Origin of the sequence: Gottfriedia luciferensis (assembly GCF_001712755.1) — a bacterium.
In the GTDB taxonomy this organism is placed as follows: domain Bacteria; phylum Bacillota; class Bacilli; order Bacillales; family Bacillaceae_G; genus Gottfriedia; species Gottfriedia luciferensis_B.
Map to the genome: position 1 here is coordinate 35,796 of NZ_MDKC01000033.1, position 25,138 is coordinate 60,933.

General features: G+C 35.3%; 21 protein-coding genes and 2 other annotated features. Of the genes, 7 read left to right on the top strand and 14 right to left on the bottom strand.

Annotation, left to right across the window (positions count from 1 at the left end):
* Nucleotides 1–8 precede the first annotated feature (8 nt).
* Genes polX through zapA form a run of 3 tightly spaced genes read right to left on the bottom strand, consistent with a single transcriptional unit; the run spans nt 9 to nt 2,593 of the window.
* The gene (gene polX, locus BED47_RS16690) at nt 9–1,733 is read right to left on the bottom strand and encodes a DNA polymerase/3'-5' exonuclease PolX (protein ID WP_069034577.1); all 1,725 of its coding nucleotides are present in this window, start codon (nt 1,731–1,733) and stop codon (nt 9–11) included.
* A gap of 49 nt (nt 1,734–1,782) precedes the next feature.
* On the bottom strand, nt 1,783–2,310 hold the full coding sequence (locus tag BED47_RS16695) for a CvpA family protein (RefSeq protein WP_069034578.1): 528 nt from the start codon (nt 2,308–2,310) through the stop codon (nt 1,783–1,785).
* Nucleotides 2,303–2,593 (bottom strand): cell division protein ZapA, encoded by a 291-nt coding sequence (gene zapA / locus BED47_RS16700; RefSeq protein WP_069034579.1) that lies wholly within the window; start codon nt 2,591–2,593, stop codon nt 2,303–2,305. Before zapA ends, BED47_RS16695 begins: the two co-directional genes overlap by 8 nt.
* Before the next feature lie 97 nt (nt 2,594–2,690).
* Here zapA and rnhC point away from each other — a divergent pair, with 97 nt between their 5' ends.
* Nucleotides 2,691–3,623: a ribonuclease HIII gene (rnhC, locus tag BED47_RS16705; RefSeq protein WP_069034580.1), complete on the top strand. Its 933-nt coding sequence runs from the start codon at nt 2,691–2,693 to the stop codon at nt 3,621–3,623.
* 34 nt (nt 3,624–3,657) lie between these two features.
* Here the strand turns inward: rnhC and BED47_RS16710 are convergent, their stop codons facing one another.
* On the bottom strand, nt 3,658–3,930 hold the full coding sequence (locus BED47_RS16710) for a hypothetical protein (RefSeq protein WP_069034581.1): 273 nt from the start codon (nt 3,928–3,930) through the stop codon (nt 3,658–3,660).
* A 119-nt stretch (nt 3,931–4,049) separates the two neighbouring features.
* Here BED47_RS16710 and BED47_RS16715 point away from each other — a divergent pair, with 119 nt between their 5' ends.
* Entirely contained in the window at nt 4,050–4,490 is a 441-nt protein-coding gene (locus BED47_RS16715) for a DinB family protein (protein WP_069034582.1), read from the top strand.
* A gap of 14 nt (nt 4,491–4,504) precedes the next feature.
* On the top strand, nt 4,505–4,954 hold the full coding sequence (locus tag BED47_RS16720; RefSeq protein ID WP_069034583.1) for a PH domain-containing protein: 450 nt from the start codon (nt 4,505–4,507) through the stop codon (nt 4,952–4,954).
* A 367-nt stretch (nt 4,955–5,321) separates the two neighbouring features.
* Here BED47_RS16720 and BED47_RS16725 read toward each other — a convergent pair whose 3' ends face one another.
* Nucleotides 5,322–5,936: a PH domain-containing protein gene (locus BED47_RS16725; protein WP_069034584.1), complete on the bottom strand. Its 615-nt coding sequence runs from the start codon at nt 5,934–5,936 to the stop codon at nt 5,322–5,324.
* 313 nt (nt 5,937–6,249) lie between these two features.
* On the opposite strand from BED47_RS16725, the gene BED47_RS16730 reads away from it, so the two are divergent.
* Nucleotides 6,250–7,806, top strand: a complete 1,557-nt coding sequence (locus BED47_RS16730; protein ID WP_069034585.1) for an ABC-F family ATP-binding cassette domain-containing protein — start codon at nt 6,250–6,252, stop codon at nt 7,804–7,806.
* A gap of 63 nt (nt 7,807–7,869) precedes the next feature.
* On the opposite strand, the gene BED47_RS16735 is transcribed toward BED47_RS16730, so the two are convergent.
* Together BED47_RS16735 and argS are read right to left on the bottom strand one after the other, a co-directional pair.
* Nucleotides 7,870–8,463 (bottom strand): nitroreductase family protein, encoded by a 594-nt coding sequence (locus BED47_RS16735; RefSeq protein ID WP_025569070.1) that lies wholly within the window; start codon nt 8,461–8,463, stop codon nt 7,870–7,872.
* Between the two features lie 257 nt (nt 8,464–8,720).
* Nucleotides 8,721–10,409 carry an arginine--tRNA ligase gene (gene argS / locus BED47_RS16740; RefSeq protein WP_069034586.1) on the bottom strand — a complete coding sequence of 563 codons (1,689 nt, stop codon included), beginning with the start codon at nt 10,407–10,409 and terminating at the stop codon, nt 8,721–8,723.
* Nucleotides 10,410–10,451: 42 nt separating this feature from the next.
* Nucleotides 10,452–10,673: a binding site (T-box leader), on the bottom strand.
* Between the two features lie 121 nt (nt 10,674–10,794).
* Here argS and BED47_RS16745 point away from each other — a divergent pair.
* Nucleotides 10,795–11,880 carry a tetratricopeptide repeat-containing glycosyltransferase family 2 protein gene (locus tag BED47_RS16745; protein ID WP_025569067.1) on the top strand — a complete coding sequence of 362 codons (1,086 nt, stop codon included), beginning with the start codon at nt 10,795–10,797 and terminating at the stop codon, nt 11,878–11,880.
* Between the two features lie 151 nt (nt 11,881–12,031).
* On the top strand, nt 12,032–13,090 hold the full coding sequence (locus BED47_RS16750; protein ID WP_139116366.1) for a glycosyltransferase: 1,059 nt from the start codon (nt 12,032–12,034) through the stop codon (nt 13,088–13,090).
* Between the two features lie 21 nt (nt 13,091–13,111).
* Here the strand turns inward: BED47_RS16750 and BED47_RS16755 are convergent, their stop codons facing one another.
* The 6 genes from BED47_RS16755 to BED47_RS16780 form a co-directional block, all read right to left on the bottom strand.
* Entirely contained in the window at nt 13,112–14,488 is a 1,377-nt protein-coding gene (locus BED47_RS16755) for a glycosyltransferase (protein ID WP_069034588.1), read from the bottom strand.
* Nucleotides 14,489–14,710: 222 nt separating this feature from the next.
* Nucleotides 14,711–16,273 (bottom strand): hypothetical protein, encoded by a 1,563-nt coding sequence (locus BED47_RS23325; protein WP_217493009.1) that lies wholly within the window; start codon nt 16,271–16,273, stop codon nt 14,711–14,713.
* 200 nt (nt 16,274–16,473) lie between these two features.
* Nucleotides 16,474–18,108: an exosporium glycoprotein BclB-related protein gene (locus tag BED47_RS16765; RefSeq protein WP_069034589.1), complete on the bottom strand. Its 1,635-nt coding sequence runs from the start codon at nt 18,106–18,108 to the stop codon at nt 16,474–16,476.
* 255 nt (nt 18,109–18,363) lie between these two features.
* Nucleotides 18,364–20,778: a phenylalanine--tRNA ligase subunit beta gene (pheT, locus tag BED47_RS16770; RefSeq protein ID WP_069034590.1), complete on the bottom strand. Its 2,415-nt coding sequence runs from the start codon at nt 20,776–20,778 to the stop codon at nt 18,364–18,366.
* A gap of 18 nt (nt 20,779–20,796) precedes the next feature.
* Nucleotides 20,797–21,831: a phenylalanine--tRNA ligase subunit alpha gene (pheS, locus tag BED47_RS16775; RefSeq protein WP_069034591.1), complete on the bottom strand. Its 1,035-nt coding sequence runs from the start codon at nt 21,829–21,831 to the stop codon at nt 20,797–20,799.
* Nucleotides 21,832–21,887: 56 nt separating this feature from the next.
* Nucleotides 21,888–22,133 (bottom strand) — a binding site (T-box leader).
* A 130-nt stretch (nt 22,134–22,263) separates the two neighbouring features.
* The gene (locus tag BED47_RS16780; protein WP_029715264.1) at nt 22,264–23,013 is read right to left on the bottom strand and encodes a TrmH family RNA methyltransferase; all 750 of its coding nucleotides are present in this window, start codon (nt 23,011–23,013) and stop codon (nt 22,264–22,266) included.
* Nucleotides 23,014–23,116: 103 nt separating this feature from the next.
* Here BED47_RS16780 and sspI point away from each other — a divergent pair, with 103 nt between their 5' ends.
* Nucleotides 23,117–23,326, top strand: a complete 210-nt coding sequence (gene sspI, locus BED47_RS16785) for a small acid-soluble spore protein SspI (protein ID WP_025568436.1) — start codon at nt 23,117–23,119, stop codon at nt 23,324–23,326.
* A 70-nt stretch (nt 23,327–23,396) separates the two neighbouring features.
* Here sspI and BED47_RS24430 read toward each other — a convergent pair whose 3' ends face one another.
* Nucleotides 23,397–25,136, bottom strand: a complete 1,740-nt coding sequence (locus BED47_RS24430; protein ID WP_025568435.1) for a glycine betaine ABC transporter substrate-binding protein — start codon at nt 25,134–25,136, stop codon at nt 23,397–23,399.
* Nucleotides 25,137–25,138 lie beyond the last annotated feature (2 nt).

Sequence of the window (25,138 nt, forward strand, 5' to 3'; positions counted from 1 at the left end):
TAACCTCCTTACACTCGATTACGTTTCCTTTCAATCAAGCTTAAAAGTTCGTGTAATTCAAATGTATTTACAATATTTTCTCTTTTTAACCAAGCCTTCTTGGCCGCACTAACCCCGACAGTCATATGCTCTAGCATATCAATGTTATGTGCATCCGTATTAATAGATAGCATCACACCAGCTTCCTGTGCCATCATTAACATTTCTTTATTTAAATCTAAACGATTTGGATTTGCATTTAATTCTAAAATTGTACCTGTTTCTTTTGCTACAGAAATTAATTCTTCAGCATTTACTTTGTACCCAGCTCTTCTACCTATTTTGCGTCCTGTTGGATGCCCAATCATGTTAACATAAGGGTTTCTCATTGCATTTTTTAAACGCATCATGATTGTCTCTTCATCTTGACTAAAGCTAGAATGAATTGATGCAATAACAAAATCAAGTGAACGTAAAACATCATCTTCGTAATCTAACGATCCATCAGGTAAAATATCCATTTCTACCCCATGCAGAATTGTGAAATCAGTGTATTTTTCATTAACACGCTGAATTTCTTCTTTTTGTTTCCATAAGCGCTCAGGAGTTAAACCGTTCGCAACCTTTAAATATTGTGAATGGTCTGTGATGACAATATATTTATACCCCTTCGCACGACATGCATCTGCCATTTCTTCGATTGAATAGCCACCATCACTCCATGTAGAGTGCATATGTAAATCAGATTTCATATCTTCTAAACGAATTAATGGGTAATCGTTTGTAAAAGTTGAAACTTCCTTTCCATCCTCTCGAATTTCAGGTGGAAAACAAGGTAAATTAAAGTGAGCATAAAAATCTTCTTCATTATCAAATGTTAGAACTTCTCCAGTATTAACATTCTCAACACCATACTCACTAATTTTTTCCTCACGTTCTTTAGCCAATTGACGCATAGCTACATTATGATCCTTAGAACCTGTAAAATGATGCAGCGTTGTCGCAAACTCCTTAGGTTGAATAATTCGGAAGTCAACTGAAATCTCATATTCAACACCTTTTAAAACAAGAGAAACTTTTGTATCACCTTGTGCAATTATTCGAACGATTTCCGGCATCGAAAGTAATTGTTCTTTAATGCTTTCCGGTTTATTTGATGCAACAATAAAGTCTAAATCTTTAACTGTTTCACGTACTCTTCGTAAGCTGCCTGCTCTTGAATACTTTTCAACATCGTTCATTTCTGCTAAATAAGCTTCAATTTTATCAGCAATTGGTAATACATCTGCAAGCGGCAAGCGTTCAGGCTGCTTACCAAACTCCTCAATTGATTCTAAAATATTTTGCTCTGTCTTTTTTCCGAATCCAGCTAGCCCTTGTAGCTTACCATTTAAGCATGCTTCTTTTAATTGCTCCATGCTTTCAATTTGTAATGTTTGATAAAGCTTAGCTACTTTTTTCCCACCTAATCCTGGTAGTCTGAGTAAAGGAAGTAAAGTTTTAGGCAATGATTCTTGTAGTTCTTCCAATACCGTACTTTTACCAGTTTCAATATATTCTAAAATTACTGCAGAAGTCCCTTTTCCGATTCCTTTTATTGCAGTAAAGTCGTCGATTTGCTCAAGACTTCTTTCATCAGTTTCTAATGCATTTGCCGCTTTACGAAATGCTGATATTTTAAAAGCATTCTCACCTTTTAGTTCTAAATAAGTAGCAATTTGTTCTAACAGTTTAATTAACTCTTTTTTGTGCATTTTAAGTCACCTACTTAACATAGAAATTGTTTTTTCACTAAAAATTCGATTAAAGTATCTCAGAACTAGAAATTCCGTTCCATAATTCCATTAATTGATTTGATATAAATGGTGTATGTTGAACCATAAAATACGCAATATTTGATTTATGTAATAAAACATGTAGCGTATCTATTGGTACGATTAAAGCGATAAAAAGCGCCAAAACCGCAAATAAATAAACCTCTATAAAACCAAAAATACCACCTAAGAAGGAGTTCATCTGCTTTAAAACAGGTAATTGGAAAACTCCATTTAATAATGAACCAATAAATGAAATAACTAGCCTTGTCCCAATAAATAGTAAAGCAAAGGCAATAATTTCATAGACAAACTGATCTGCGTTTACGACTTGACCACCGCTTATATGAATTGGAAATATTTTTTTAAGCGAAGTAGCGGTCTGCTCATAATAATGATAAGCTAGGTATATGGATAGTAAAAAACCTAGTAATCGTACAAGGCTGCTAATAAATCCTCTTCTCCAACCTGTCAAAATTCCTAAACTAAAAATAATAAGTATAATTAAATCAATCATTCTCGTTCTGCTCACTTTTCGTTTGTTTTTCTAATAATTTTTCGAGCATTTCAGCTCTTTCTTTTAATTTTACATAATCACTTACAATATTTATTGCTGTTAATACAGCTAATTTATTAGTATCTAATAATGGATTCTTTTTATTTATTTCTTTCATTTTATCATCTACAATTGAGGCAACATGGCGAATATGATCTGTTGACTCGTCACCAGTAATTGCATAATGTTGCCCATAAATAGTTACATTTAGTTTTTGTTTCGATGAAGAATTGGACAACTTCATACCTCCATTCAGCTATAAACATTCTAACCTTAACTATAACATGAAATTCAATACAATCAAAAGTATTGGAAAATATCCATTTATAAAGGAGAAATTTATGTCAAACACTGTATTAACAGTTTCTGAGGATACTCTCTTAAAGATGAAAGCACACTACCAAAGTAGCCTTCAATCAAAAGTACCACAAGGTGGAGTATTTATGGCCAAACCAAGTGGCTGTACAATCACTGCATATAAATCTGGTAAAGTAATGTTTCAAGGCTCAAATTGTGATGCTGAAGTAAGTAAATGGCAAGGTAAATCGGCTAGCCAAACTACTAAAAAGGTAAACCCAACAAATACGAAATCAACTTTACCAAAAAACTTTTCAAGTCTTGCAGTAATAGGTAGTGATGAGGTTGGTACAGGCGACTACTTTGGACCGATGACTGTAGTAGCTTCTTTTGTAGAACCAAGTCAATTCGAATTATTAAAAGAATTAGGCGTAAAAGATTCGAAAGAACTAACTGACGAGGCCATATGCAGCATAGCAAAAAAAATTGTTCATGTCGTTACCTACAGCCTCTTAGTACTACACAATGAGAAATACAATGCTATGCAAGAAAAAGGCTATAATATGAATAAACTAAAGGCTCTTTTACATAACCAAGCAATTCGAAATACTATTTCAAAATTGGAAGATAAAAAATATGACGCAATTTTAATTGATCAATTTACTCCTCCAAATCTGTACTACGGATATTTAAAAGGAACAAAAGAAGTTATTCGTGATAAAGTTCAATTCGCTACAAAAGCAGAAGGTTTGCATCTCTCAGTTGCAGTTTCTTCGATCTTAGCCCGCTATGCTTTCTTACAACAAATGGATCAATTAAGTGAAAAAGCTGGCATGACCTTACCAAAAGGTGCTGGAGCAAAAGTTGACCAAGCCGCTGCAAAACTAATTAAATCAAAAGGTTTTGAAGCTTTACGAAGTTTAACAAAATTACACTTTGCAAATACCGAAAAGGCATTAAAGATTGCTAAAAAGTGAATTAAAAAAGCTTTATTCTAAATGGAAAATTCATTTAGAATAAAGCATCCACTATAAATACAATGAAACCTAATAGGCTAGCAACTTGTTTTTGTTTTTTATATCGAAGCATCGGTTTAGATAATAAAAATAAACAAATCAGAAATCCGAAAGGGATCGGTAACCAAAATAACCTAAATGGTAAAGAAGCTAGTACATAATAACCGATCATTTGAAACCCAAGATTACTAACATCCCGCTTAATGGCATCTTTATAGACTGCTAACACTCCAATTAACAATCCGACATAAAGTAAAAAGATTAACATCAGGCCACCTCCAAGATTGTCCTATTAATAACCTATTCACTTATGGCTTGTCTAAAGACTCATAAAGAAAAATGTTTAAACATATTCATATCATGTAGAAACGAAGGAGGAATATTTAGATGAATAATTTAATAAACGAATTTAGTAGTCTAATCCAATCCGTTCCAAAAATCATCAGAGCTTTATCGAATACGGATTATAAGCCAAGTCCTACAAAATGGTCTAAAAAAGAAATCCTCGGACATCTTTGCGATTCTGCTACTATGAATCATAAAAGATTTATAGATAGATTGTCCTCTAAAGATGAACTAGTTTTGGAGCTTTATAAACAAAACTCATGGGTAGAATTAAATGATTATCAAAATAGCTATACAATTGAAGAAATTCTTACGTTATGGACTGCCTTAAATTCACGTTTCATGATTGTGCTCGCAAACATTTCGGAAGAACAATGGAAACTACAATATACTAGTCAAAACGAAGAATCTGTTACACTGAGTTGGTTATTTACTGACTACATTGACCATATGAAACACCACTTAAATCAAATATTAGGATAGGATCAAGGTGTGCCATGAAATTTAAAGTGAAGAAAAACCCTCTATTAGTCGTCCTAATTCTGAGCTTAATTCCCATCATTATTTCAGTACCCATCATCAGCATAATTGAAGCTGATCGTACAGGAATCATATTAAGTTTAGTAGTTTTTGTCTTTTTATTACCAATATTGATTGTTCTAGCTTGGGCATTATTCAACACATACCATGAATTAACAGAAACCGAATTCAAATCAAAATTTGGATTTATAACAATTATCATTCCATATAATGAAATTAGAACAGTTAGTTTCTCGAATAATCCAATTTCATCACCTGCCTGGACCTTTAAACGCTTAAAAATCGAATACAAAAAGTACGGATTTGCCTTACTTTCACTTCCTGAAAATGAAGAAAACTTTTTACAAGAAATAAAAAAACGATGCCCAGATGCTACTATTTTAAACCGTCAAAGAGCAGAAGTTTAATTTTAAACTTTAATCAAAGAAAACTCACAAGGTAAGGTATATGTTCCTTGTGAGTTTTCTTTTTATATTCTTGATTTGGTAAACTGATTACTCCAAAAATAATAGGAGATTTCACTAATGAAACCTTTATGAGTTACTAAATTTCAGCTTTTTCCATTTTTACTTACTCATGAACCCTTTATGAGGTACTATATCTCAGCTTTTTGCTTTTTTACTTACTCATGAACCACTTATGAGTTACTATATTTCATCTTTTGTTTTTTTACTTTTCATGAATCCTTTATTCGTATTTCTCTAATTTAAGACATTCACCAGCACAAAAAAAGTCTCATAAGCACTTTGACTTACGAGACCTTTCTTTACCTTATTAGTTATTAATATACCTCTCAAATACAGATCCGAAATCTTTAACTTTGTATTGTTCTCTTGACTTCATTAACCATTCAAAAGCAGCTTCATTAATTTCTTTAAAACTGTTCACTAAATTATTTTCATTTGAAGTTACTCGGCCTAATGTTGAAGAAGCAATTTCGATGCTTTCTTTTGCATATCCTAGTGCTTTTTCGTTTTCATGACTAATTTCAGCAATCATTAGTAAAGCTTTATACAGATCCTTAACTTGTTCAATATGTTTTTTATGAACATCAATCGAAAACTCTCTACCGCCAATATTGAACTTAATTTCAACATCTAAATCAATTGTACCAGCTGTTTCAAGTAAAACATGTGTGATTTTATGTGTGTGATAATTATAACGATGAAGTGTACGCTTCTTACTGATTGCACTTGTACCATCTAAATGAATTAAGGCTTTATTCGTAAAGCAATACTCATCTGATTTTGATTTAATTAAGAAATAAATTTTTTCATTATCTTCATGCATTACATAATCGTCAGAATCAACTTTGTCATAATTTTTCGGTTCAATAACACTACCTACATCACTTAAACCAAGCATATCTGCAGCAACTTTACCAAACATTAAACTTCCTCCTCTGAATAGTAGGTATGGCTAATTGTATATTTATACGCCTTTTAAACCCACTTTTTGACTATTACACTTCTGAATTATACATTAAATACAAAAATATGGGGATAGGAATAGTAGGGGGATATGGATTTTTTTTCCTTTTTTAAAAGGTCCCCTCGCTTCTAACTCGCCCCCCATACGTTATAACTTAATTTACTGTTGAACACATACCCTGTTGCAGACTATAATTAGATGGTGACTGTTTAAATTACGTTCTTTCATAAAGAACATTATTATATGAAAAATAAAGAAAAGGTGTCGATCTATGAGTATTTTAACTGTAAAAAACTTAAGCCATGGATTCGGTGATCGTGCAATTTTTAATGATGTATCATTCCGTCTATTAAAAGGTGAACATATCGGTCTTATTGGTGCAAATGGTGAAGGTAAATCAACTTTCATGAATATCGTTACTGGAAAATTACAGCCTGATGAAGGTAAGGTTGAATGGTCTAAAAAAGTACGTGTAGGTTATTTAGATCAGCATGCTGTATTGCAGCCAGGTATGTCAATTCGTGACGTATTAAAAAGTGCTTTCCAATATATGTTTGATATGGAAAATGAAATTAATGATTTATATGTAAAAATGGCTGAAGCAACTCCGGAAGAAATGGAGAAAATGCTTGAAGATGTAGGTGTTCTTCAAGATACTTTAACAAATAATGATTTCTATATTATTGATGCTAAAGTTGAAGAAATTGGTCGTGGTTTAGGTTTAGAAGATATCGGACTTGATCGTGATGTAACAGAACTTTCTGGTGGTCAACGTTCAAAGGTTCTTCTATCAAAACTTCTTTTAGAAAAACCAGATATCTTATTACTCGATGAGCCTACTAACTATTTAGATGAGCAACATATTGAATGGTTAAAGCGCTATTTACAAGAGTATGAAAATGCATTTATTTTAATTTCACATGATATTCCTTTTTTAAATAGTGTTATTAACTTGATTTATCATATGGAAAACCAAGAATTAAATCGTTATGTTGGTGATTATGATAATTTCAAAGGAATTCATGAAATGAAAAAATCACAATTAGAATCAGCATATAAACGTCAACAACAAGAAATCTCTGAACTAAAAGATTTCGTTGCTCGTAATAAAGCTCGTGTTTCTACTCGTAATATGGCTATGTCTCGCCAAAAGAAACTTGATAAAATGGATGTAATTGAGCTTGCACGTGAAAAGCCAAAACCAGAATTCAACTTCAAACCTGCTCGTACTTCAGGTAAATTAATTTTTGAAGCAAAAGATTTAGTGATTGGTTACGATGAGCCTCTATCAAAACCGTTAAATCTACGTATGGAACGTGGACAGAAAATTGCTTTAGTTGGTGCGAACGGTATCGGTAAAACGACGTTAATGCGTAGTTTACTTGGTGATATTAAACCAATTTCTGGTGAAGTTGAGCGCGGTGAATTCCTTCACATTGGATACTTCGAACAAGAAGTAAAAAGTGATAATAATAAAACATGTATCGATGAAGTTTGGGATGAATTCCCATCATTTACACAATATGAAGTTCGTTCTGCACTTGCAAAATGTGGTTTAACGACTAAGCATATTGAGAGTAAAGTTGCAGTTTTAAGTGGTGGAGAAAAGGCGAAAGTTCGTTTATGTAAGTTAATTAATCAAGAAACAAACTTACTTGTACTCGATGAGCCTACTAACCATTTAGATGTAGATGCTAAAGAAGAACTAAAACGCGCACTAAAAGAGTACAAAGGAAGTCTTTTAATTATCTGTCACGAACCTGAATTCTACCAAGGATTAGTTACAGATGTATGGAATGGCGAAAACTGGACTACTAAGGTGTTTTAATTAATATAAAAAAGAGAGACGAAAAAATTGTTTTCGTTCTCTCTTTTTTGTTTTTCAAACCTTTTAAAGTGAAATATTTTGACTAAGCTTTGATGTCCATTCACTTGGATGTTTTCTTTTCTTTGTTCCTTTTGGGATTGAATTGATATAACCGATATGAAGAGCCCCTAAAATTTTTCGATTCTCGGGAATACCCATCTCTTTGTAAAATTGTTTATCAAAAATATAAGGATTTGTTCGCCATACCATTCCAATATTTTTTTCCCAAGCTGCTAATTGTAAATTTTGAACAAATGCACAGGTTGCTCCAATCGCTTCTAGATTTTTCTTTTCATTTTCTGAGTGGTCTGCCGTAATAATTAAATGCATTGGTGTGTCGATGATATATGTTTTAAAGAATTCAGTTGATTTTTTAATTTTCTCAACTGTATATGTTTCAGTTAATTCCATTCTTTCATAGCTATCTACAATTTTTGAAGCATAATATTCTTTTTCTTTTTCTTCTGATACCATAATAAATTGCCAAGGCTCTTCTTTGCTGTGGAAGGGAGCATAAGATGCTGCTTCAAGTAGCTCCATTAAATCATCCATATTAATTGAATCCCTTTTTGTATCTCTAATCGTTCTTCTATTTTTAATAAAATTTAATATCGACATTGAACGTTTCCCCTTATTCTCTAAATATCTTAAATTCATTATAAATGTAAATGATAATCATTTTCAATAAAACTTTTAAATTTTAATTGTTTTCTTAGACCATGTTAATCCTTTATGATTTGGATACATTGTTAATCGTAATCCTTACATAATTATTTATATGTACTAAAAATTAGAAAGACTGTGTTTTGTGTACTACGATCAAATCAAAAAGAAAACAGGTATTGAAGATAAAAATTTCTTCAATACCTGTTACTTTACATTTCTTTTGGAGCACGTATTCCTAATAATCTTAGTCCTTCTTCTAAAACAATTGAAACGACTTTAATTAATGCTAATCTACTCTCTAATTGGTCATCATTTGTTAGAATATGAGTATTTCCATAATATTTATTGAAGCTTTGTGCCAAATCTATTGTATATTTAGCAATGACAGATGGTTCAAATTGCGCAAAACTACGTGTAACTTTATTTGGGAACTCAAGTATATGTTTTATAATGTCCCAACTATATGAATCATCCAGTCCATCTTGTTTATTTAAATCCTGCGATGAAGCTTTATCTAAAATTGAATTTGTTCTCGCTATTGAGTATTGTACATATGGCCCTGTTTCACCTTCAAATTTTAGCATTTGGTCTAGTGAAAATTCGATGTTATTCATACGATCATTTTTTAAATCTTGGAAAATAATTGCACCGACTCCAACCATTTTTGCAACTTCTTCTTTATTTTTTAGTGTAGGATTTTTTTCTGCAATATTCTGACTAGCTAAGCTAATTGCTTCCTCAATTACTTCTTCTAAAAGAACAATTTTCCCTTTTCGCGTTGACATTTTTTTACCGTTTTGTAGGATTAAACCGAATGGAACATGTACCATTTCATTCGCCCATTCATAACCCATTTTCTTCAAAACTGTAAATACTTGATCAAAATGCAATGCCTGTTCTCCACCTACAACATACACCGCCTTATCAAAATCGTATGTTTCTTTACGATAAAGTGCAGCAGCTAGATCTCTTGTAGCATACAGCGTAGCTCCATCAGATTTTCTAATTAAGCATGGTGGTAATTCCTTTTCAGTTAATTCAACAACATCAGCACCCTCAGATTCCACTAAAAGGTTTTTTTGCTCTAGAAGTTCAATAACGCGGTCCATTTTATCATTGTAAAATGCTTCTCCGTTAAAGCTATCAAAGTTTACACCTAATAAATCATAAACTAACATGAATTCTTTAAGGGACTCATCACGGAACCACTTCCATAAATGTAAAGCTTCTTCATTTTTTTCCTCTAATTGCTTAAACCAGCTTCTAGCTTCTTCCTCAAGTTGAGGCTCTTTTTCAACTTCTTCATGAAATTTAACATATAATTTTAAAAGTTCTTTGATTGGATTTTCTTTTACTGCATCTTGAATACCCCAAAGTTTATAAGCAACAATTAATTTCCCAAACTGTGTTCCCCAGTCTCCAAGGTGATTAATTTTTATTGATTTATACCCATTTTTTTCAGCTATTTTAGCAATTGAATTTCCAATCATTGTTGAACGCAAGTGACCCATCGAAAATGGCTTTGCAATATTTGGTGAGGAACAATCAATCGCAACCGTTTTGTCTTCACCAATTACTTGATTTCCATATTCCTTCCCTTGACCAAGAACTAATTCAATTACTTGCTTACTTACTAGCTTTTTATTCAAAAAGCAGTTTACGTACGGGCCGTTCGCTTCTACTTTTTTAATTAAATCATGATTAATCTGTAGTGCAATTTCCTTTGCAATTATAACTGGAGATTTTTTTAATGCTTTTGCTAATTGGAAACAAGGAAATGCTAAATCACCTTGATCTGCATAATTCGGTTTTTCAATAAGTGAGTTAATTTCAGTTAAAGTTAGTGACCCATTTAAAGCTTTTTCAATTTGTTCACTATACATATTTACATAATTCATTAGGATCAATCCTCTCCAAAATATAAAAAACCCGTCTCTATCATAAGAGACGGGTTTAACTAATCCGCGGTACCACTCTAATTGTTCAAATATATTGAACCAGCTTTAAAATTTGTTAACGAGGTCTTCCCCGGCAAAGTCCTACTATTATTTCAGACTGCTTCTCCGAAGTGCGCTTCATCATATTCGCTCTGTTAGGCTTCCACCATCCCCAACTCTCTACAAGATTCAAAATAAGATTACTCTCTTCATCTAAAAATTTTCAATATTCATTTTTTCCATTTAATCATATCTAATGTAGAAATTCAAGATTAAATATTTTTTGAACTTTATGAATGACACCATTTGTTGACAACCTTAATAACATAAAATTGAGGTGGAATTCATGAAAAAAAACCCAATAACTTTAAGTCTTTGTATGATTGTTAAAAACGAAGAAGCTGTACTTTCCAGATGTTTATCATCTGTATCTAATATAGTAGACGAAATTGTCATTATTGATACTGGTTCTACAGACAAAACAAAAGAAATAGCTAAAAAGTTTACAAATTCAATATATGATTTTACTTGGATCAATGATTTCTCGGCAGCAAGAAATTTTGCTTTTTCTAAGGCAACGAAGGACTATATTATGTGGCTAGATGCTGATGATATTATCACTGACGAAAATGCGAAAAAATTACTTAAATTAAAAAAGTCATTATCTAAAAATGTCGACGCGGTCGGAATGAAATATCATCTAGCTTTTGATGAAAATGGTAATCCGAGCTTTAGTTCTGTACGTAATCGAATCGTTAAGCGAGAAAGAAACTTTAAATGGATTGGTTTCGTACATGAATATTTAGAAGTTTACGGCGAAATTATTCAATCGGATGCTGCAATTATCCATCAAAAAGACAAAGAGTTTTCTGATCGCAATTTAAAGATTTATGAAAATGCGATTTCTTCAGGTAATGAATTAAGTCCGCGTGACAAATACTATTATGCAAATGAATGCGTAGATCATCAGTTATACGAAAAGGCAATTGAATGGTATAAATTGTTTCTTGATGAAGGAAAAGGCTGGTACGAAGATAATATTCAAGCATGTGGTAAAATGGCAGACTGCTATTTAAATCTAAACGAATTGGAAAACGCGATAAGTAGTTGTCTAAGATCTTTTTCATATGATGGTCCACGTGGAGAAAACTGCTGTCGTTTAGGATTTGTATATCTTCACAAAGGTGATTTTACACGTGCTATTTCATGGTATAAACTTGCCACACTTGTTGATGTTCCTACAAGTAGTCCTTTTATTAATCAAGCATGTTACACTTGGTTACCTAATCTACAGCTATGTCTTTGCTATAGTCGATTAGGCGATCAACTTACTGCTAGAAAATATAATGATATAGCAGCAAGCTATGTTCCGAATAACCCTTCTGTTCTTCACAACAAAGAGTATTTCCGCTCATATTTTAAAGATCAATAACTTACCCTTACTATCTACTAACTTTATATTTCCTATCCTATCTGTTTAGTAACTATAATAGATGATTTGGAAACTACTAATTAAGTATATCAACACTAAATTATTATCAATCATTTAATACAAAATTAAAATTATAGAAAAGGGTGATAGCTTGATCACAGTCAGTTTATGCATGGTTGTACAAAATAATGAAGCCACAATTGAAAGATGTTTAAGTTCAGTTAGTAGCTTAGTTGATGAAATTATCATCGTTGATATGAATTCCCACGATCGAACGATTGAGCTAGTAAGACAGTTTACAGACCAAATACATGTTTTTGATGGTGTGGATGAAATAAATGCATTAAATTTTTCAAAATCATTGGCAACAAAAGACTTTATACTTTTACTAAACCATAGTGAAGTTTTACTAGAAAATGATCGTTTAACATTTTCTACTCTAAAACAATCAATAAACAATGAAGTTTATAATGTAGCTGTCGATTATCAAATCGGTTGGAATGTAAAAAGTAAACAAATAATTAATAGATTATTTAAAAGATTAAGTCCAAAAAGTCATTCCCCGAATATGAAAAATGAGCAAACCTCTAAATCATTTTCTACTAATCTTGTTATTACAGATCTTCCTTTTACACAAAATACAAAAGAAAATATTCAAATATATGAACAAATGCTAACTAACAACCTCAAGCTTTCAACAATGGATTTGTTTTATTATGCGAAAGAATTAAGCTCAGATCATCAACATGATCAATCAATAAAGTATTTTTTAAAATTTTTGAGATTAGATCAGCCTTTTGAAGAACTTAATATTCTTGCTTGTCATTATATTGCTAATTGTTATAACGAGTTTAATCTAAGAGACTTAGAAACTACTTGGTTATTAAGAGCTCTTAAATATGGCAATACCCATCCAGAAACATGTTGTAGATTGGCTTATACTTTTTTTGAGAAAAATAATTTCAATTCGGCTATTTATTGGTATAAAGAAGCAATCTTAAATAAGGTGAACAATCGTTTAATTCTTCTCAACCCATCATGTACTACATGGCTACCACATTTACAGCTAGCTGTCTGCTATGACAGAATAGGTGAATTGCACCTTGCAAATGAGCACAATGAATTAGCCTATCATTTTTACCCAACACACCCAAGCATTCTTTCAAATAGAGAATATTTTTCAAATAGATTAAATAACGAAGGCAGCTGAGGACTCTCAACTGCCTTTTAATCATTTTTTTCTTATTAACAAGAGCATATTATATATTTCAAGATTTGAAGTTAGTTGTTCAAGATTTATTCCAAAACTATGAGCTAAATGAACTACTTCTTCAAAAAACAACTTAATATTTAAATCTACATTTATTTTTTCATTCTTTTTCGTCGTCACTTCAAATTGGTCAGTTGGAAATAGCGTATTAATTGTTTGAGGCGTGAAAAATCTAATATTTTCTTTTTTCAATATTCCCGCGTGTAAATAATTCCATTGGCCTTGTAATAATTGAAAGAGAACTTCACCATGGGAAACATTTGGAACTCTACAAATAATTGACCCAGATGGTTTTAATAGATTGGTAATTTCTTTTACAAAACTCCAAGGATCTACAAGCTGGTTGACAATATTATCAATTATGATTAAATCAAAAAACGCCTCGGGGTAACTGTGGGAAACTTCTCCAATTCCAATTTTATCAATCCTCTTGTAAAATTGTGATGCAATAGAGGATAATTCTGAATCACTTTCTGTTCCATATAATTCACATTTATATAGATTTTTAATTTCTAGACCTGTTGCTCCAGCTAAGCAACCAACTTCTAATACATTATTTATGTTACCTGGTACCATCTCAATAATTTCCGTCTTCGGATACCCAATATCTATTAATTTGTTTCCCCACTTCTCGATATACTTCATTCTATTTTCAATATATAGGTGATTTATGTTAATATCACTATTTCCATTGAATGTCATGTGCCCATAATGATGAACAAATGAATCTAATGCAATATGCAATTCATATCCTTCTAAAATAGTCCTTAAACAAATATCATCATCTTCAAATGACCCTAGTTTAAACCTTTCATCAAATCCTACTAATCGATCAATTAATTCGCGTCTAACTAATAAACAAAATCCTACTAATCTTAATACTTGCTTTGACATTCCTTTTACACTTGCACAATATCTTAATGAAAAATCATTAATTTCTTGATCATTTTGATAATCAACATTAATTCGCTGTAATCCACTTACATAATTACTTACAGGTCCAACCATGCCAATTTTATCATTACTATATAAAAGAGTAAGCATTGCATCTAACCAATTTTCTGTAACGATTGTATCATTATTTAAAAATAACAAGTTATCACCTGTAGCGACTTCAATTCCTTGATTACAACCTTTAGCAAACCCCATATTTATCTCATTAAAGATTGTAATAAAGGAAGGATATTTTTTTAAGTAATCTCTTGTGCCATCAGTCGAGCCATTATCAATAACAATAATTTCTACTTCATCTTCCTTTGTATATTTAGCAAGACTTTCAAAGCATTTTTTCGATACCTCGAGCTGATTATAAGTCAAAATAATAATACTAGTTTTCAATTTAATAAACACCTTCTTAAAATCTCACTGCATCAGCAAGTATGATTTTTTCAATCTATACCAATCATTTATTAATTAACACATACATTAATTAACATATTCAAAGATAGAATATTTGGTTAGTATTAATTCAACAACTATAAACAAAAAAATCCTCGCTAACAATAGTTAACGAGGACGGTCATCACCTTAGGATAGATTACTAATCTCTAAAAGTGATTGTTAAACAATACGATGAACTGACCAGTTGATACCTGCTGTATTGTTTCCACCTAAAGTAAGCGGTACAGTTAATCCGTCAGCCTCGTAGAAGAGTCCAATCACATCTCCAGCAGTCAATTCTAAGTCTCCAGTAATTGTTACAGTTCCATCACCTAAAATTGCTCGCAGATTTAGTACTAATGCAACATTTACATCTAAAATTGGTACTAATCCACTTAATAAATCATCAGTCGTTGGTGATGTTCTGCGGAATACAAATGAAGGATTTATACCTGCTCCGAGTGATGCAGTTAAAGTTGCTGTAGTAGAGTAACTAATTGTAGCTTCAAAAGTATAACGCCCTGTTGCTGGAACAGTGAAATTACCTGTTGTTGGATCAAAAGTAGTTGCATTGAAGAATGGACTTGCAACGCTCCATCCAGTTAACTGCGTACTTGCAGCAGTACCAACGGTTGGAATAAACGCAGAGAAACCTGTAGAAAGTACATTTGGACCTGTTGGACCTGTTGCTCCCGCTGGACCTGTCGCTCCGTCTGTTCCTGTTGCTCCTGCTGGGCCTGTCGCTCCGTCTGCTCCTGTTGCTCCGGCTGGACCTGTTGCTCCCGCTGCTCCTGTCGCTCCGTCTGCTCCTGTTGCTCCGGCTGGACCTGTTGCTCCCGTTGCTCCCGCTGCTCCTGTCGCTCCGTCTGCTCCTGTTGCTCCCGCTGGACCTGTTGCTCCGTCTGCTCCTGTTGCTCCGGCTGGACCTGTCGCTCCGTCTGCTCCTGTTGCTCCGTCTGCTCCTGTTGCTCCTGCTGGACCTGTTGCTCCCGCTGCTCCTGTCGCTCCGTCTGCTCCTGTTGCTCCTGCTGGACCTGTTGCTCCCGCTGCTCCTGTCGCTCCGTCTGCTCCTGTTGCTCCTGCTGGACCTGTTGCTCCCGTTGCTCCCGCTGCTCCTGTCGCTCCGTCTGCTCCTGTTGCTCCCGCTGGACCTGTTGCTCCCGCTGGACCTGTCGCTCCGTCTGCTCCTGTTGCTCCTGCTGGACCTGTTGCTCCCGCTGGACCTGTCGCTCCGTCTGCTCCTGTTACTCCTGCTGGACCTGTTGCTCCCGCTGGACCTGTCGCTCCGTCTGCTCCTGTTGCTCCTGCTGGACCTGTTGCTCCTGCTGGGCCTGTTGCTCCTGCTGGGCCTGTCGCTCCATCTGCTCCTGTTGCTCCCGCTGGACCTGTTGCTCCTGCTGGGCCTGTCGCTCCGTCTGCTCCTGTTGCTCCTGCTGGGCCTGTCGCTCCATCTGCTCCTGTTGCTCCTGCTGGACCTGTTGCTCCTGCTGGACCTGTTGCTCCGGCTGGGCCTGTTGCTCCGGCTGGACCTGTTGCTCCCGCTGGGCCTGTTGCTCCTGTTGGACCTATTGGACCTTGTGGACCTTGTGGACCTGTTGCTCCTGTTGCTCCTGTTGGACCTGTAATTCCTGTTGGACCTGGAACACCTGGTGGCAATGGTGCTCCCGTAGGACCTGTTGGAGCTGGTGGTAGTGGTAAGACTGGTGGTAATTGTGGGCCTGGTGGGCCTGGTGGTATTGGCAAATAGATACACCTCCAAAAATATTTTGACGTACACTTTATCTTATTTTTGTTGGACAAGTTTGTTTGGATTTTAATACTATTTCTATTAAAAATCCGCAAAAAAACTCTACTTACTAGATTCAAAACTATCATTGATAGCCAAATGTGATCTAGTTTAGTAGAGTCATTGTTAAAATATTTTTCTTACTTCTATTTATTAATTAGTTTATAGCTACTCCTGCGCTAGCATATCCAGTAACAGTATTGATAAGGCTAGCACCGTTTGCAGTTGCAGTAAATACCATCATTAAACGAGTTTGTGCTGCAATTGGTACTGCTAAAGGTGTAGAAATACCGCTAGTGATTTGGCCTAATGTAAGCGGACCTGCTAGAGCCGGTAAAGTGACACTTGCACCTGCAACTGGAGTAAAGTTATTACTATTTACTGGTGCACTATATAATTGTGCAGTGACAGTAATACTTGTTCCTAAAATATTTAAAGCTACTACATTACTATAAGATGCGGAAATAGCCGTAATTGTACCAGCTCTAGGCATTGAGAATGCAAAATCAAGAATTTCAGTTGGTAAACCAGTTCCAGTTAAATCAATCGCTGGTCCAGGAAGTAATGCAACATTCGGAATTGAACTTCCAAATCCTACAAGACCTGCTGTTCCTGCTAATCCGCCTAAAACCGTTGACATTACTACTGGTGCGCCTGATGCAAACGGAATGATTGCACCTGTACCTGCTATTCCAGTTGCCCCTGCTGGGCCTGTTGCTCCCGCTGGGCCTGTTGCTCCTGCTGCTCCTGGTGTTCCTGCTGGACCTGCTGGACCTGTTGCTCCCGCTGGACCTGTTGCTCCTGCTGCGCCCGGTGTTCCTGCTGGACCCGTTGCTCCTGCTGGGCCTGTCGCTCCTGGTGCGCCTGGTGTTCCTGCTGGGCCTGTTGCTCCTGCTGGGCCTGTCGCTCCTGGTGCTCCTGGTGTTCCTGCTGGACCTGTTGCTCCTGCTGCGCCCGGTGTTCCTGCTGGACCTGTTGCTCCTGCTGGGCCTGTTGCTCCTGCTGCGCCCGGTGTTCCTGCTGGGCCTGTTGCTCCTGCTGCGCCCGGTGTTCCTGCTGGACCCGTTGCTCCTGCTGGGCCTGTTGCTCCTGGTGCGCCTGGTGTTCCTGGTGCACCTGTTGCTCCTGCTGGGCCTGTTGCTCCTGCTGGGCCTGTCGCTCCTGGTGCTCCTGGTGTTCCTGGTGTTCCTGGTGTTCCTGGTGTTCCCGCTGGGCCTGTTGCTCCTTGTGGACCTGGTGACCCTTGTGGACCTGCTGGACCTGTTGCTCCTGGAACTCCAGCTGGACCTGCTGAGCCTGTTGCTCCTGCTGGACCTGGGATTCCTTGTGGACCTGTTGCTCCCGCTGCTCCTGGTGTTCCTGCTGGGCCTGTTGCTCCTGCTGGACCTGTTGCTCCTGCTGGGCCTGTTGCTCCTGCTGGGCCTGCTGGGCCTCCTGAAGGACCTGTAACTCCCGCTGGACCTGTTGCTCCTGTTGCTCCTGCAGTACCCGGAGTTCCTGCTGGTCCCATTGGCCCCATTGGACCCATTGGACCCATTGGACCTCTTGGACCTCTGTCTCCATCTTCCCCTTCTTTTCCTCGTTTACCTCTTTCTCCACGAGGACCTTGTTGACCTTCAGGACCGCGTGGACCTGTAGCTCCTGTTGGACCTGTTGGACCCATTACTGGTCTTGGAAGGAATGAAGAAATTTGTTGTAATAACTCTGATTGTTCTGTGCTTTGTGTAGTATCTGATTGATTTGGTTCTTCTGATGGTTGTTGTGGTAGTGGTGGAATTGGTGGTAGTGGCAAAAAAATACACCTCTCAAAAAAATTTTAATTGTACAATTTATAGTATAAAAAAAGGACAAATTGGTTCATTATTATCAAAAAAATGAGTCAAAAAACATGTACAAATTCATTATTATTTTAATATAATAATTCTAACCTTAAATACTTTTTTATTCATATTGGTTAAAAATAGGAAATCCAGGTATACCTACAGCACAAAAAAACCAAATTCTAAAAAAAGAATTTGGTTTTTTTTACATTAATTATATTAATTATTTACCCACGTAATTGAGCATTATGTGTTTCTTCTACAGCTTTTAAAACTTTTGAATGAGCTTTAGTTACTTCTTCATCCGTTAAAGTGCGTTCTGGATCGAAATATGTTAATGAGAAGGCAACTGATTTTTTACCAGCTTCCATCTTATCACCTTCGTATAAATCAAAGATTGTAGCATCCTTTAGAAGTCTTCCACCAGTTGAACGAATTGTAGATAAAATATCACCAGCAAATACTTTTGATTCAACTACTAATGCCATATCTCGGTTCATTGATGGGAAACGAGGAATTGCATTATATAAAATATCATCAAATTCAGTATTTAATAGTTTTTCAAGAGATAATTGGAATACATATGTTTCTTTAAGATCCCACTCTTTTTGAGTAACAGGATGAACTTGACCGATAAAACCAATTTCTTCTCCGTTTAATAAGATACTTGCTGTACGTCCTGGATGTAATTCTTCTTTTTTAGAAGCAAGATAAGTTATTTTATTTGATAAACCTAATTCATTAAATAAACCGTCTAAAATACCTTTTACAACATAGAAATCCACAGCTTTTTTCTCGCCTTGCCAAGCATGTTGCAACCATAAACCAGTTAATGCTCCTGCTAAATATTCTTCTTCATGAGGAAGATCGTTCTTTTCCTTTGTTAAGAATACAGAGCCTGTTTCGAATAGTTGAACATTTTCTTCTTTACGTGCAACATTATAGGAAATAGCATCTAATAAATGTGGTACTAAACTGAAACGTAGCTCACTGCGTTCTTCACTCATAGGTAATGCTAAACGTACAGGTTCTGCATCTACTGTTTCTAGTGCAAAGCGTTTTACTTTATTATTGCTAGTTAGAGAGTAAGTTACAGCCTCGTAAAGACCTGCATGCTGTAAATACTGACGAATTTTTCTACGTTTTGCTTGATAAGGTGTTAATTGTCCACGACTAGCAACACCTGTTGGTAAAGTAGCAGGAATATGATCATAGCCATATAGTCTTCCTACTTCTTCAACTAAATCTTCTTCTATTGAAATATCTCCACGACGACTTGGTACAGTAACTGTAAATACTTCACCATTCCCAGTAGCATCTAATCTTAAGCGACGGAAAATATCTTTTACTGTCTCAGCATCAATTGATGTACCAAGTACACCATTAATCTTACTTACAGAAACTGATACTTTTTTAGCAGCTTCAACTAAATTGTCGGCAATTACAGTACCTTCTTCAATAGTTCCACCAGCTAGTTCAGCCATTAACTGAGCAGCACGTTCAGAAGCAGGCAATGTACGAGAAGCATCAATACCTTTTTCAAAACGAGCACTTGAATCACTACGTAAGCCTAGGTCTTTTGAAGTTTGGCGAACACTTTGACCTCTGAAAACAGCTGATTCAATTAAAACGTCTACAGTATCCACATCAACTTCAGTACTTTGACCACCCATTACACCTGCAACTGCTACAGCTTCTTTCTCAGTTGCGATTACTAAATTATGTGGCTGTAATGTACGCTCTTCACCATCAAGTGTAACGATCTTTTCGTTTTCTTTCGCATGACGAACGATAATTTGATTACTATTTAATTTATTAAAATCAAACGCGTGTAAAGGTTGACCATATTCAATTAAAATATAGTTCGTAATATCAACCACATTATTAATCGGACGAATACCAGCACTCATTAAACGAGCTTGCATCCATAATGGAGAAGGACCAATTTTTACACCTTTAACTAATTTAGCACTATAATATGGTGCATCTTCTTTTGATTCAATTGAAACTGAAACATATTCAGCAGTTGATGCTGATTGTGCGCTAATCGCTGGAAGTTTCACATCACGATCTAAAATTGCAGCTACCTCATAGGCAACACCAATCATATTTAAGCAATCAGCACGGTTTGGTGTTAAACCAAGTTCTAATACTGCATCATCACGATATAATACGTCTAATGCGTCTGCTCCTACTTCTGCATCACTTGGTAAAACAAAAATGCCATTTGAGAATTCTTTTGCCACTACTTTGCCTTCAATTCCTAATTCTTGAAGAGAGCAAATCATTCCTTCAGAAACTTCTCCACGTAATTTTGCTTTTTTAATTTTGAAATTCCCCGGTAAAACAGCGCCTACTTTTGCTACGATTACTTTTTGACCTTTAGCAACATTTGGTGCGCCACAAATAATTTGTACTGGTTGTTCTTCTCCAACATCAACAGTACATTTTGATAATTTATCTGCCTCTGGATGTTGTTCACGTTCCATTACATAACCAACAACAACATTTTTAATTCCTTCTGAAAGATGATTAACACCTTCAACTTCAATACCTGCTTTTGTTATTAATTTTGCAAGTTCTTCTGGTGTAACACCACTTAAATCAACGTATTCTTGTAACCATTTTGTTGATACAAACATCTTTTGTCCCCTCCTACCTTACATTTGTTGGAATTGCTTTAAGAATCTTATATCGTTCGTATAGAAATGACGAATATCATCAATACCATATTTTAATAATGCAATACGTTCTGGACCCATACCGAAAGCAAATCCTTGAACTTCTTTTGGATTATATCCTGCCATCTCAAGTACGTTCGGATGAACCATTCCCGCACCTAAAATTTCAATCCATCCAGTGTGCTTACACATGTTACAGCCTTTCCCTCCACATTTCATACAAGAAATATCCATTTCTACTGAAGGCTCAGTGAACGGGAAGAAGCTTGGACGTAAGCGAATTTCACGATCTTCACCAAACATTTTTTTCGCAAAAAGCTGTAAAGTACCTTTTAAGTCACTCATTGAAATGTTTTCACCAATTACAAGTCCTTCTATTTGCATAAATTGGTGAGAATGAGTAGCATCATCGTCATCACGGCGATAAACTTTTCCAGGACAAATTATTTTAATTGGTCCTTTTTCCACGTTTGCTTCCATTGTTCTAGCTTGAACAGGTGAAGTATGCGTTCTCATTAATGTTTCTTCAGAAATATAGAATGAATCCTGCATATCACGAGCTGGATGACCTTTTGGTAAATTTAATGCTTCGAAATTATAATAGTCCTTTTCTACTTCTGGACCTTCTGCGATCTCATATCCCATTCCAATAAATAAATCTTCAATTTCTTGAATAACCGCTCTTAATGGATGAGCTCCACCTGCATGAACTGGTCTTCCTGGAAGTGTTACGTCAATTGATTCGCTTTCTAATTTTTCATTAATTGCATTTTGTTCTAATACAACTTGCTTTGCTTCAAGTTTTTCTTGGATTGCCGCACGTACTTCATTAGCAACAGCCCCCATTTTTGGGCGCTCTTCAGGAGATAAATCCTTCATTGCTTTCATTGCCTCAGTAATCGGACCTTTTTTTCCTAGATAGGCAATTCTTATTTCATTTATTGCTTTTAAATCTGTTGCTTCTTCTATTTGCTTAATCGCTTCTGATTGTAAAGAAACTAAACGCTCTTGCATGAATAATCCTCCTATTCAAATTCATAAATTTAAACATAAAAAAACCTCGCTCCCAAAAAAGGGACGAGGATTGATCGCGGTACCACCCTAATTAACAGTTATTATGTTACAGAAACTAACTGCTCACTTCATTCATATAACGGTCTACTTAGATAGACCGAGTCGCCTTTACATTCAAAAATGGTCCCGGCGCTAGCTCAAGAGGTGAATTCAATTTGGTCTACTATAAAAGTGCTTACAGTCTACGGCACCTTTTCCCTAAATAGAGATTCAAATTTACTATTCTCTGTCAAAGCTTTTTATGTATTAAATTTTCTTAATTAATTATATTGATTTTTTGCAATTAATGCAACTGCTCAACAAAATTATTTACTAAATGATTTGAATCATTTTTACTGACCAAGAAAGCTCGAATGAGCCTTCTATATTTTTTCACAGGCTATACATTAGAATCCCTGCTGCAATACCAACGTTTAATGATTCCGCTTTACCATAAATCGGTATATATAGATTTTCATCAGTTAATGAAAGTAATGTTGAATTCACACCTTTTCCTTCATTTCCTACAATAATGGCAAAACGATTTGTAACATTTACTTCATTAAATGGTTTTGCATTTTGAAGAGATGTTCCGTAAACAGTTATTCCTTTATCTTTCAAATTAGAAACTGCTTCAACTAAATCACCACGTAATATTGGTAAATGGAATAATGATCCTTGGGTGGATCGAATTGTTTTAGCATTATATAGGTCACTTGTACCTGAACCTAAAATAACCCCATCAAAACCAGCAGCATCCGCTGTTCGAATCATTGTTCCAACATTCCCAGGATCTTGAACCTCATCAATTAATAATAACTTTGACACTTTCTCAAAATCAATTCTTACAAAAGAAAATTCAAGAATTGCATAAATACCTTGAGATGTTTCTGTTTCGCTTAATTCTTTACTAACCTCTTTTGATATATACGTAATGTCAAATGACCCTGTTGAAAAATTAGAAGGTAAGTCAATCTCTTCACTAATTAATAAATGAAGAATCGGTGCATCATGCTTAATTGCCTCCTCGACTAAATGAAAACCTTCTACGATATATTGTTTAGCTTTATCTCTTCCTTTTTTTGTATGTAGCTTTTTCCAAGCCTTAACAGAATTATTTTGTATGGAATCAATTTGTTTCATAAGTTTCCTTTACCTTTCATCGTATCTCATATGAGTTTATCATACATAAAATCGTTTCCGTTTACAAATACTACATAAAGCTTAATATGAAAGGAGAATCCAAATGAATTTTAATATTCGCGGAGCAGTTCTTCACAATATTTCAGGTAATAAAAGTGATCAATTAGAAGCAACAATTGTAGATGCTATTCAAAGTGGCGAGGAAAAAGTATTACCAGGTTTAGGTGTACTTCTCGAAGTTTTTTGGAATCACGCGTCAGAAAATCAAAAGCATGAACTACTTACAGTTTTAGAAAATGGAGTAAGTCAGTAATCTAATCTGTTATAAACATAGAAAAGGACCAACGAAAGTTTTTAACTTTTCGTTAGTCCTTTTATTTTGGCTATTTTGTTTTACCTTTTAAATCATCGATTGAATTGATCTTCATATATTTTGGGACGACTAAGCCTAATTTTGTCCCTTTTAAATTCGGCCCAAGATCAACCAATTGTTTTTTGTACTCATTCATGTAATCTTGATGAGTTGTCGGAAGCCAAGCTGCGACCATTGCATCAGCACTTCCATCTGAGATACCAGCAAACATCGGTCCTGCCTCGACTTGTTTTAATGTAACGTCATATCCTTGATTCTCAAGTACTTTTCCAATCACATTTGTACTGGCAACTTCAGATTCCCATGAAACATAAACGAGACTAATTTTTTCGCCATTTCCTTTTGAAGCATCTTTCGTCCAATTATTTACTTGATCTTGATGCTTTTTAATCCATTTCGCCGCTGCATTTTCAGGTTTTGCACCGTCTTGAATATTACTCATCACTTCTTCCATATCAGATGGTTTCCATGAAAAGTTATCTAAAATCTTGTACGCACCAGGAGCATCTTCTTTTAATCCTTTTCTAACCACTGTATGAATTTCTTCATCCTTACCAAATGACCCTTTTGGATCTTCTAAATACTTTAATTTATATTTTGAAAACATCCAGTGTGGTGTCCATCCTGTAACGATTATAGGTTCCTTATTTTCATACGCTTTTTTCAATTCAGCAGTCATTGCTGCTGAAGATCCTTCTTTTAGAGTCCAATCCTTTAAATCATAATCCTTCATCGCTTTTTCAGTTGCTTTCATTAACCCAGCTCCTGGATCAATTCCGGTAATCTCAAAATTAACCTGAGAACCTATTTTATTTGAAGCTGTTTTTTGATCCTTGCCACCTGCAAAGGCAACTGAAATGGCCGAAATACAAAAGATTAATAAAGTAAATCCATAAACATATTTTTTAGCAAATTTTTTCCCATAAGCAGGTTGACGAAGGTTTTGTGAAATTCGATCAAGAATAATTGCCACGATAACAATTGATATACCTGCCTCAAAGCCCTCACCTACTTTAATCTGAGTTACAGCACGGTAAACCTCTGCCCCTAATCCTGGAGCTCCTACTAGTGATGAAATAACTACCATCGATAATGCAAGCATAATACTTTGATTTATACCAGCTAAAATTGTAGGTGCTGCTAAAGGTAGCTGTACTTTAAAGAGTCTTTGCCACGTTGTTGATCCAAAAGCATTAGATGCCTCTATTAAATCACTTGGAACCTCTCGAATACCTAAATTCGTTAATCGAATTGTTGGTGGAATTGCAAAAATGACAGAAGCTAAAATACCAGGAACTACACCAATTCCGAAAAAGAGAATTGCTGGAATTAAATAGACAAATGCTGGCATTGTTTGCATAAAGTCTAGTATTGGTGTAATCACTTGTTTTACTCGATCGTTTTGCGACGTCCAAATCCCTAAAGGAATTCCAATTACAACCGTAATAACGATTGATGATAAGATCAATGCTAACGATTCAACTGTAGCATCCCAAAGTCCAAGATTATCGATTAATAACAAGCCAAGTAATGTAAACAGACCAACTGTCCACCTACTTGTATAAAAAGCAAGTAATGAAATTAATATTATTAGAATAATAGATGGGCCAAGTCCTAAAACTTTAACAAGGTTATTTAAAAGGGTTTCTGTGATGTTGGTTATTGCGCCAAATAGAGGATGGAACGTTTTAATAATTAGATCGACAATTTTATCAATCCATTCTGCTAACGGAATTTTTGGAATACCCATAT

Excerpts from the sequence above, each read along its gene's own strand:
- pheS (WP_069034591.1), bottom strand. The coding sequence starts at position 21,831 with ATGCAAGAGCGTTTAGTTTCTTTACAATCAGAAGCGATTAAGCAAATA.
- polX (WP_069034577.1), bottom strand. The coding sequence starts at position 1,733 with ATGCACAAAAAAGAGTTAATTAAACTGTTAGAACAAATTGCTACTTAT.
- BED47_RS16780 (WP_029715264.1), bottom strand. The coding sequence starts at position 23,013 with ATGAAACAAATTGATTCCATACAAAATAATTCTGTTAAGGCTTGGAAA.
- BED47_RS16710 (WP_069034581.1), bottom strand. The coding sequence starts at position 3,930 with ATGTTAATCTTTTTACTTTATGTCGGATTGTTAATTGGAGTGTTAGCA.
- BED47_RS16725 (WP_069034584.1), bottom strand. The coding sequence starts at position 5,936 with ATGTTTGGTAAAGTTGCTGCAGATATGCTTGGTTTAAGTGATGTAGGT.
- BED47_RS16730 (WP_069034585.1), top strand. The coding sequence starts at position 6,250 with ATGAGTATTTTAACTGTAAAAAACTTAAGCCATGGATTCGGTGATCGT.
- BED47_RS16695 (WP_069034578.1), bottom strand. The coding sequence starts at position 2,310 with ATGATTGATTTAATTATACTTATTATTTTTAGTTTAGGAATTTTGACA.
- pheT (WP_069034590.1), bottom strand. The coding sequence starts at position 20,778 with ATGTTTGTATCAACAAAATGGTTACAAGAATACGTTGATTTAAGTGGT.
- sspI (WP_025568436.1), top strand. The coding sequence starts at position 23,117 with ATGAATTTTAATATTCGCGGAGCAGTTCTTCACAATATTTCAGGTAAT.
- BED47_RS24430 (WP_025568435.1), bottom strand. The coding sequence starts at position 25,136 with ATGGGTATTCCAAAAATTCCGTTAGCAGAATGGATTGATAAAATTGTC.
- rnhC (WP_069034580.1), top strand. The coding sequence starts at position 2,691 with ATGTCAAACACTGTATTAACAGTTTCTGAGGATACTCTCTTAAAGATG.
- zapA (WP_069034579.1), bottom strand. The coding sequence starts at position 2,593 with ATGAAGTTGTCCAATTCTTCATCGAAACAAAAACTAAATGTAACTATT.
- BED47_RS16715 (WP_069034582.1), top strand. The coding sequence starts at position 4,050 with ATGAATAATTTAATAAACGAATTTAGTAGTCTAATCCAATCCGTTCCA.
- BED47_RS16735 (WP_025569070.1), bottom strand. The coding sequence starts at position 8,463 with ATGTCGATATTAAATTTTATTAAAAATAGAAGAACGATTAGAGATACA.
- BED47_RS16745 (WP_025569067.1), top strand. The coding sequence starts at position 10,795 with ATGAAAAAAAACCCAATAACTTTAAGTCTTTGTATGATTGTTAAAAAC.
- argS (WP_069034586.1), bottom strand. The coding sequence starts at position 10,409 with ATGAATTATGTAAATATGTATAGTGAACAAATTGAAAAAGCTTTAAAT.
- BED47_RS16720 (WP_069034583.1), top strand. The coding sequence starts at position 4,505 with ATGAAATTTAAAGTGAAGAAAAACCCTCTATTAGTCGTCCTAATTCTG.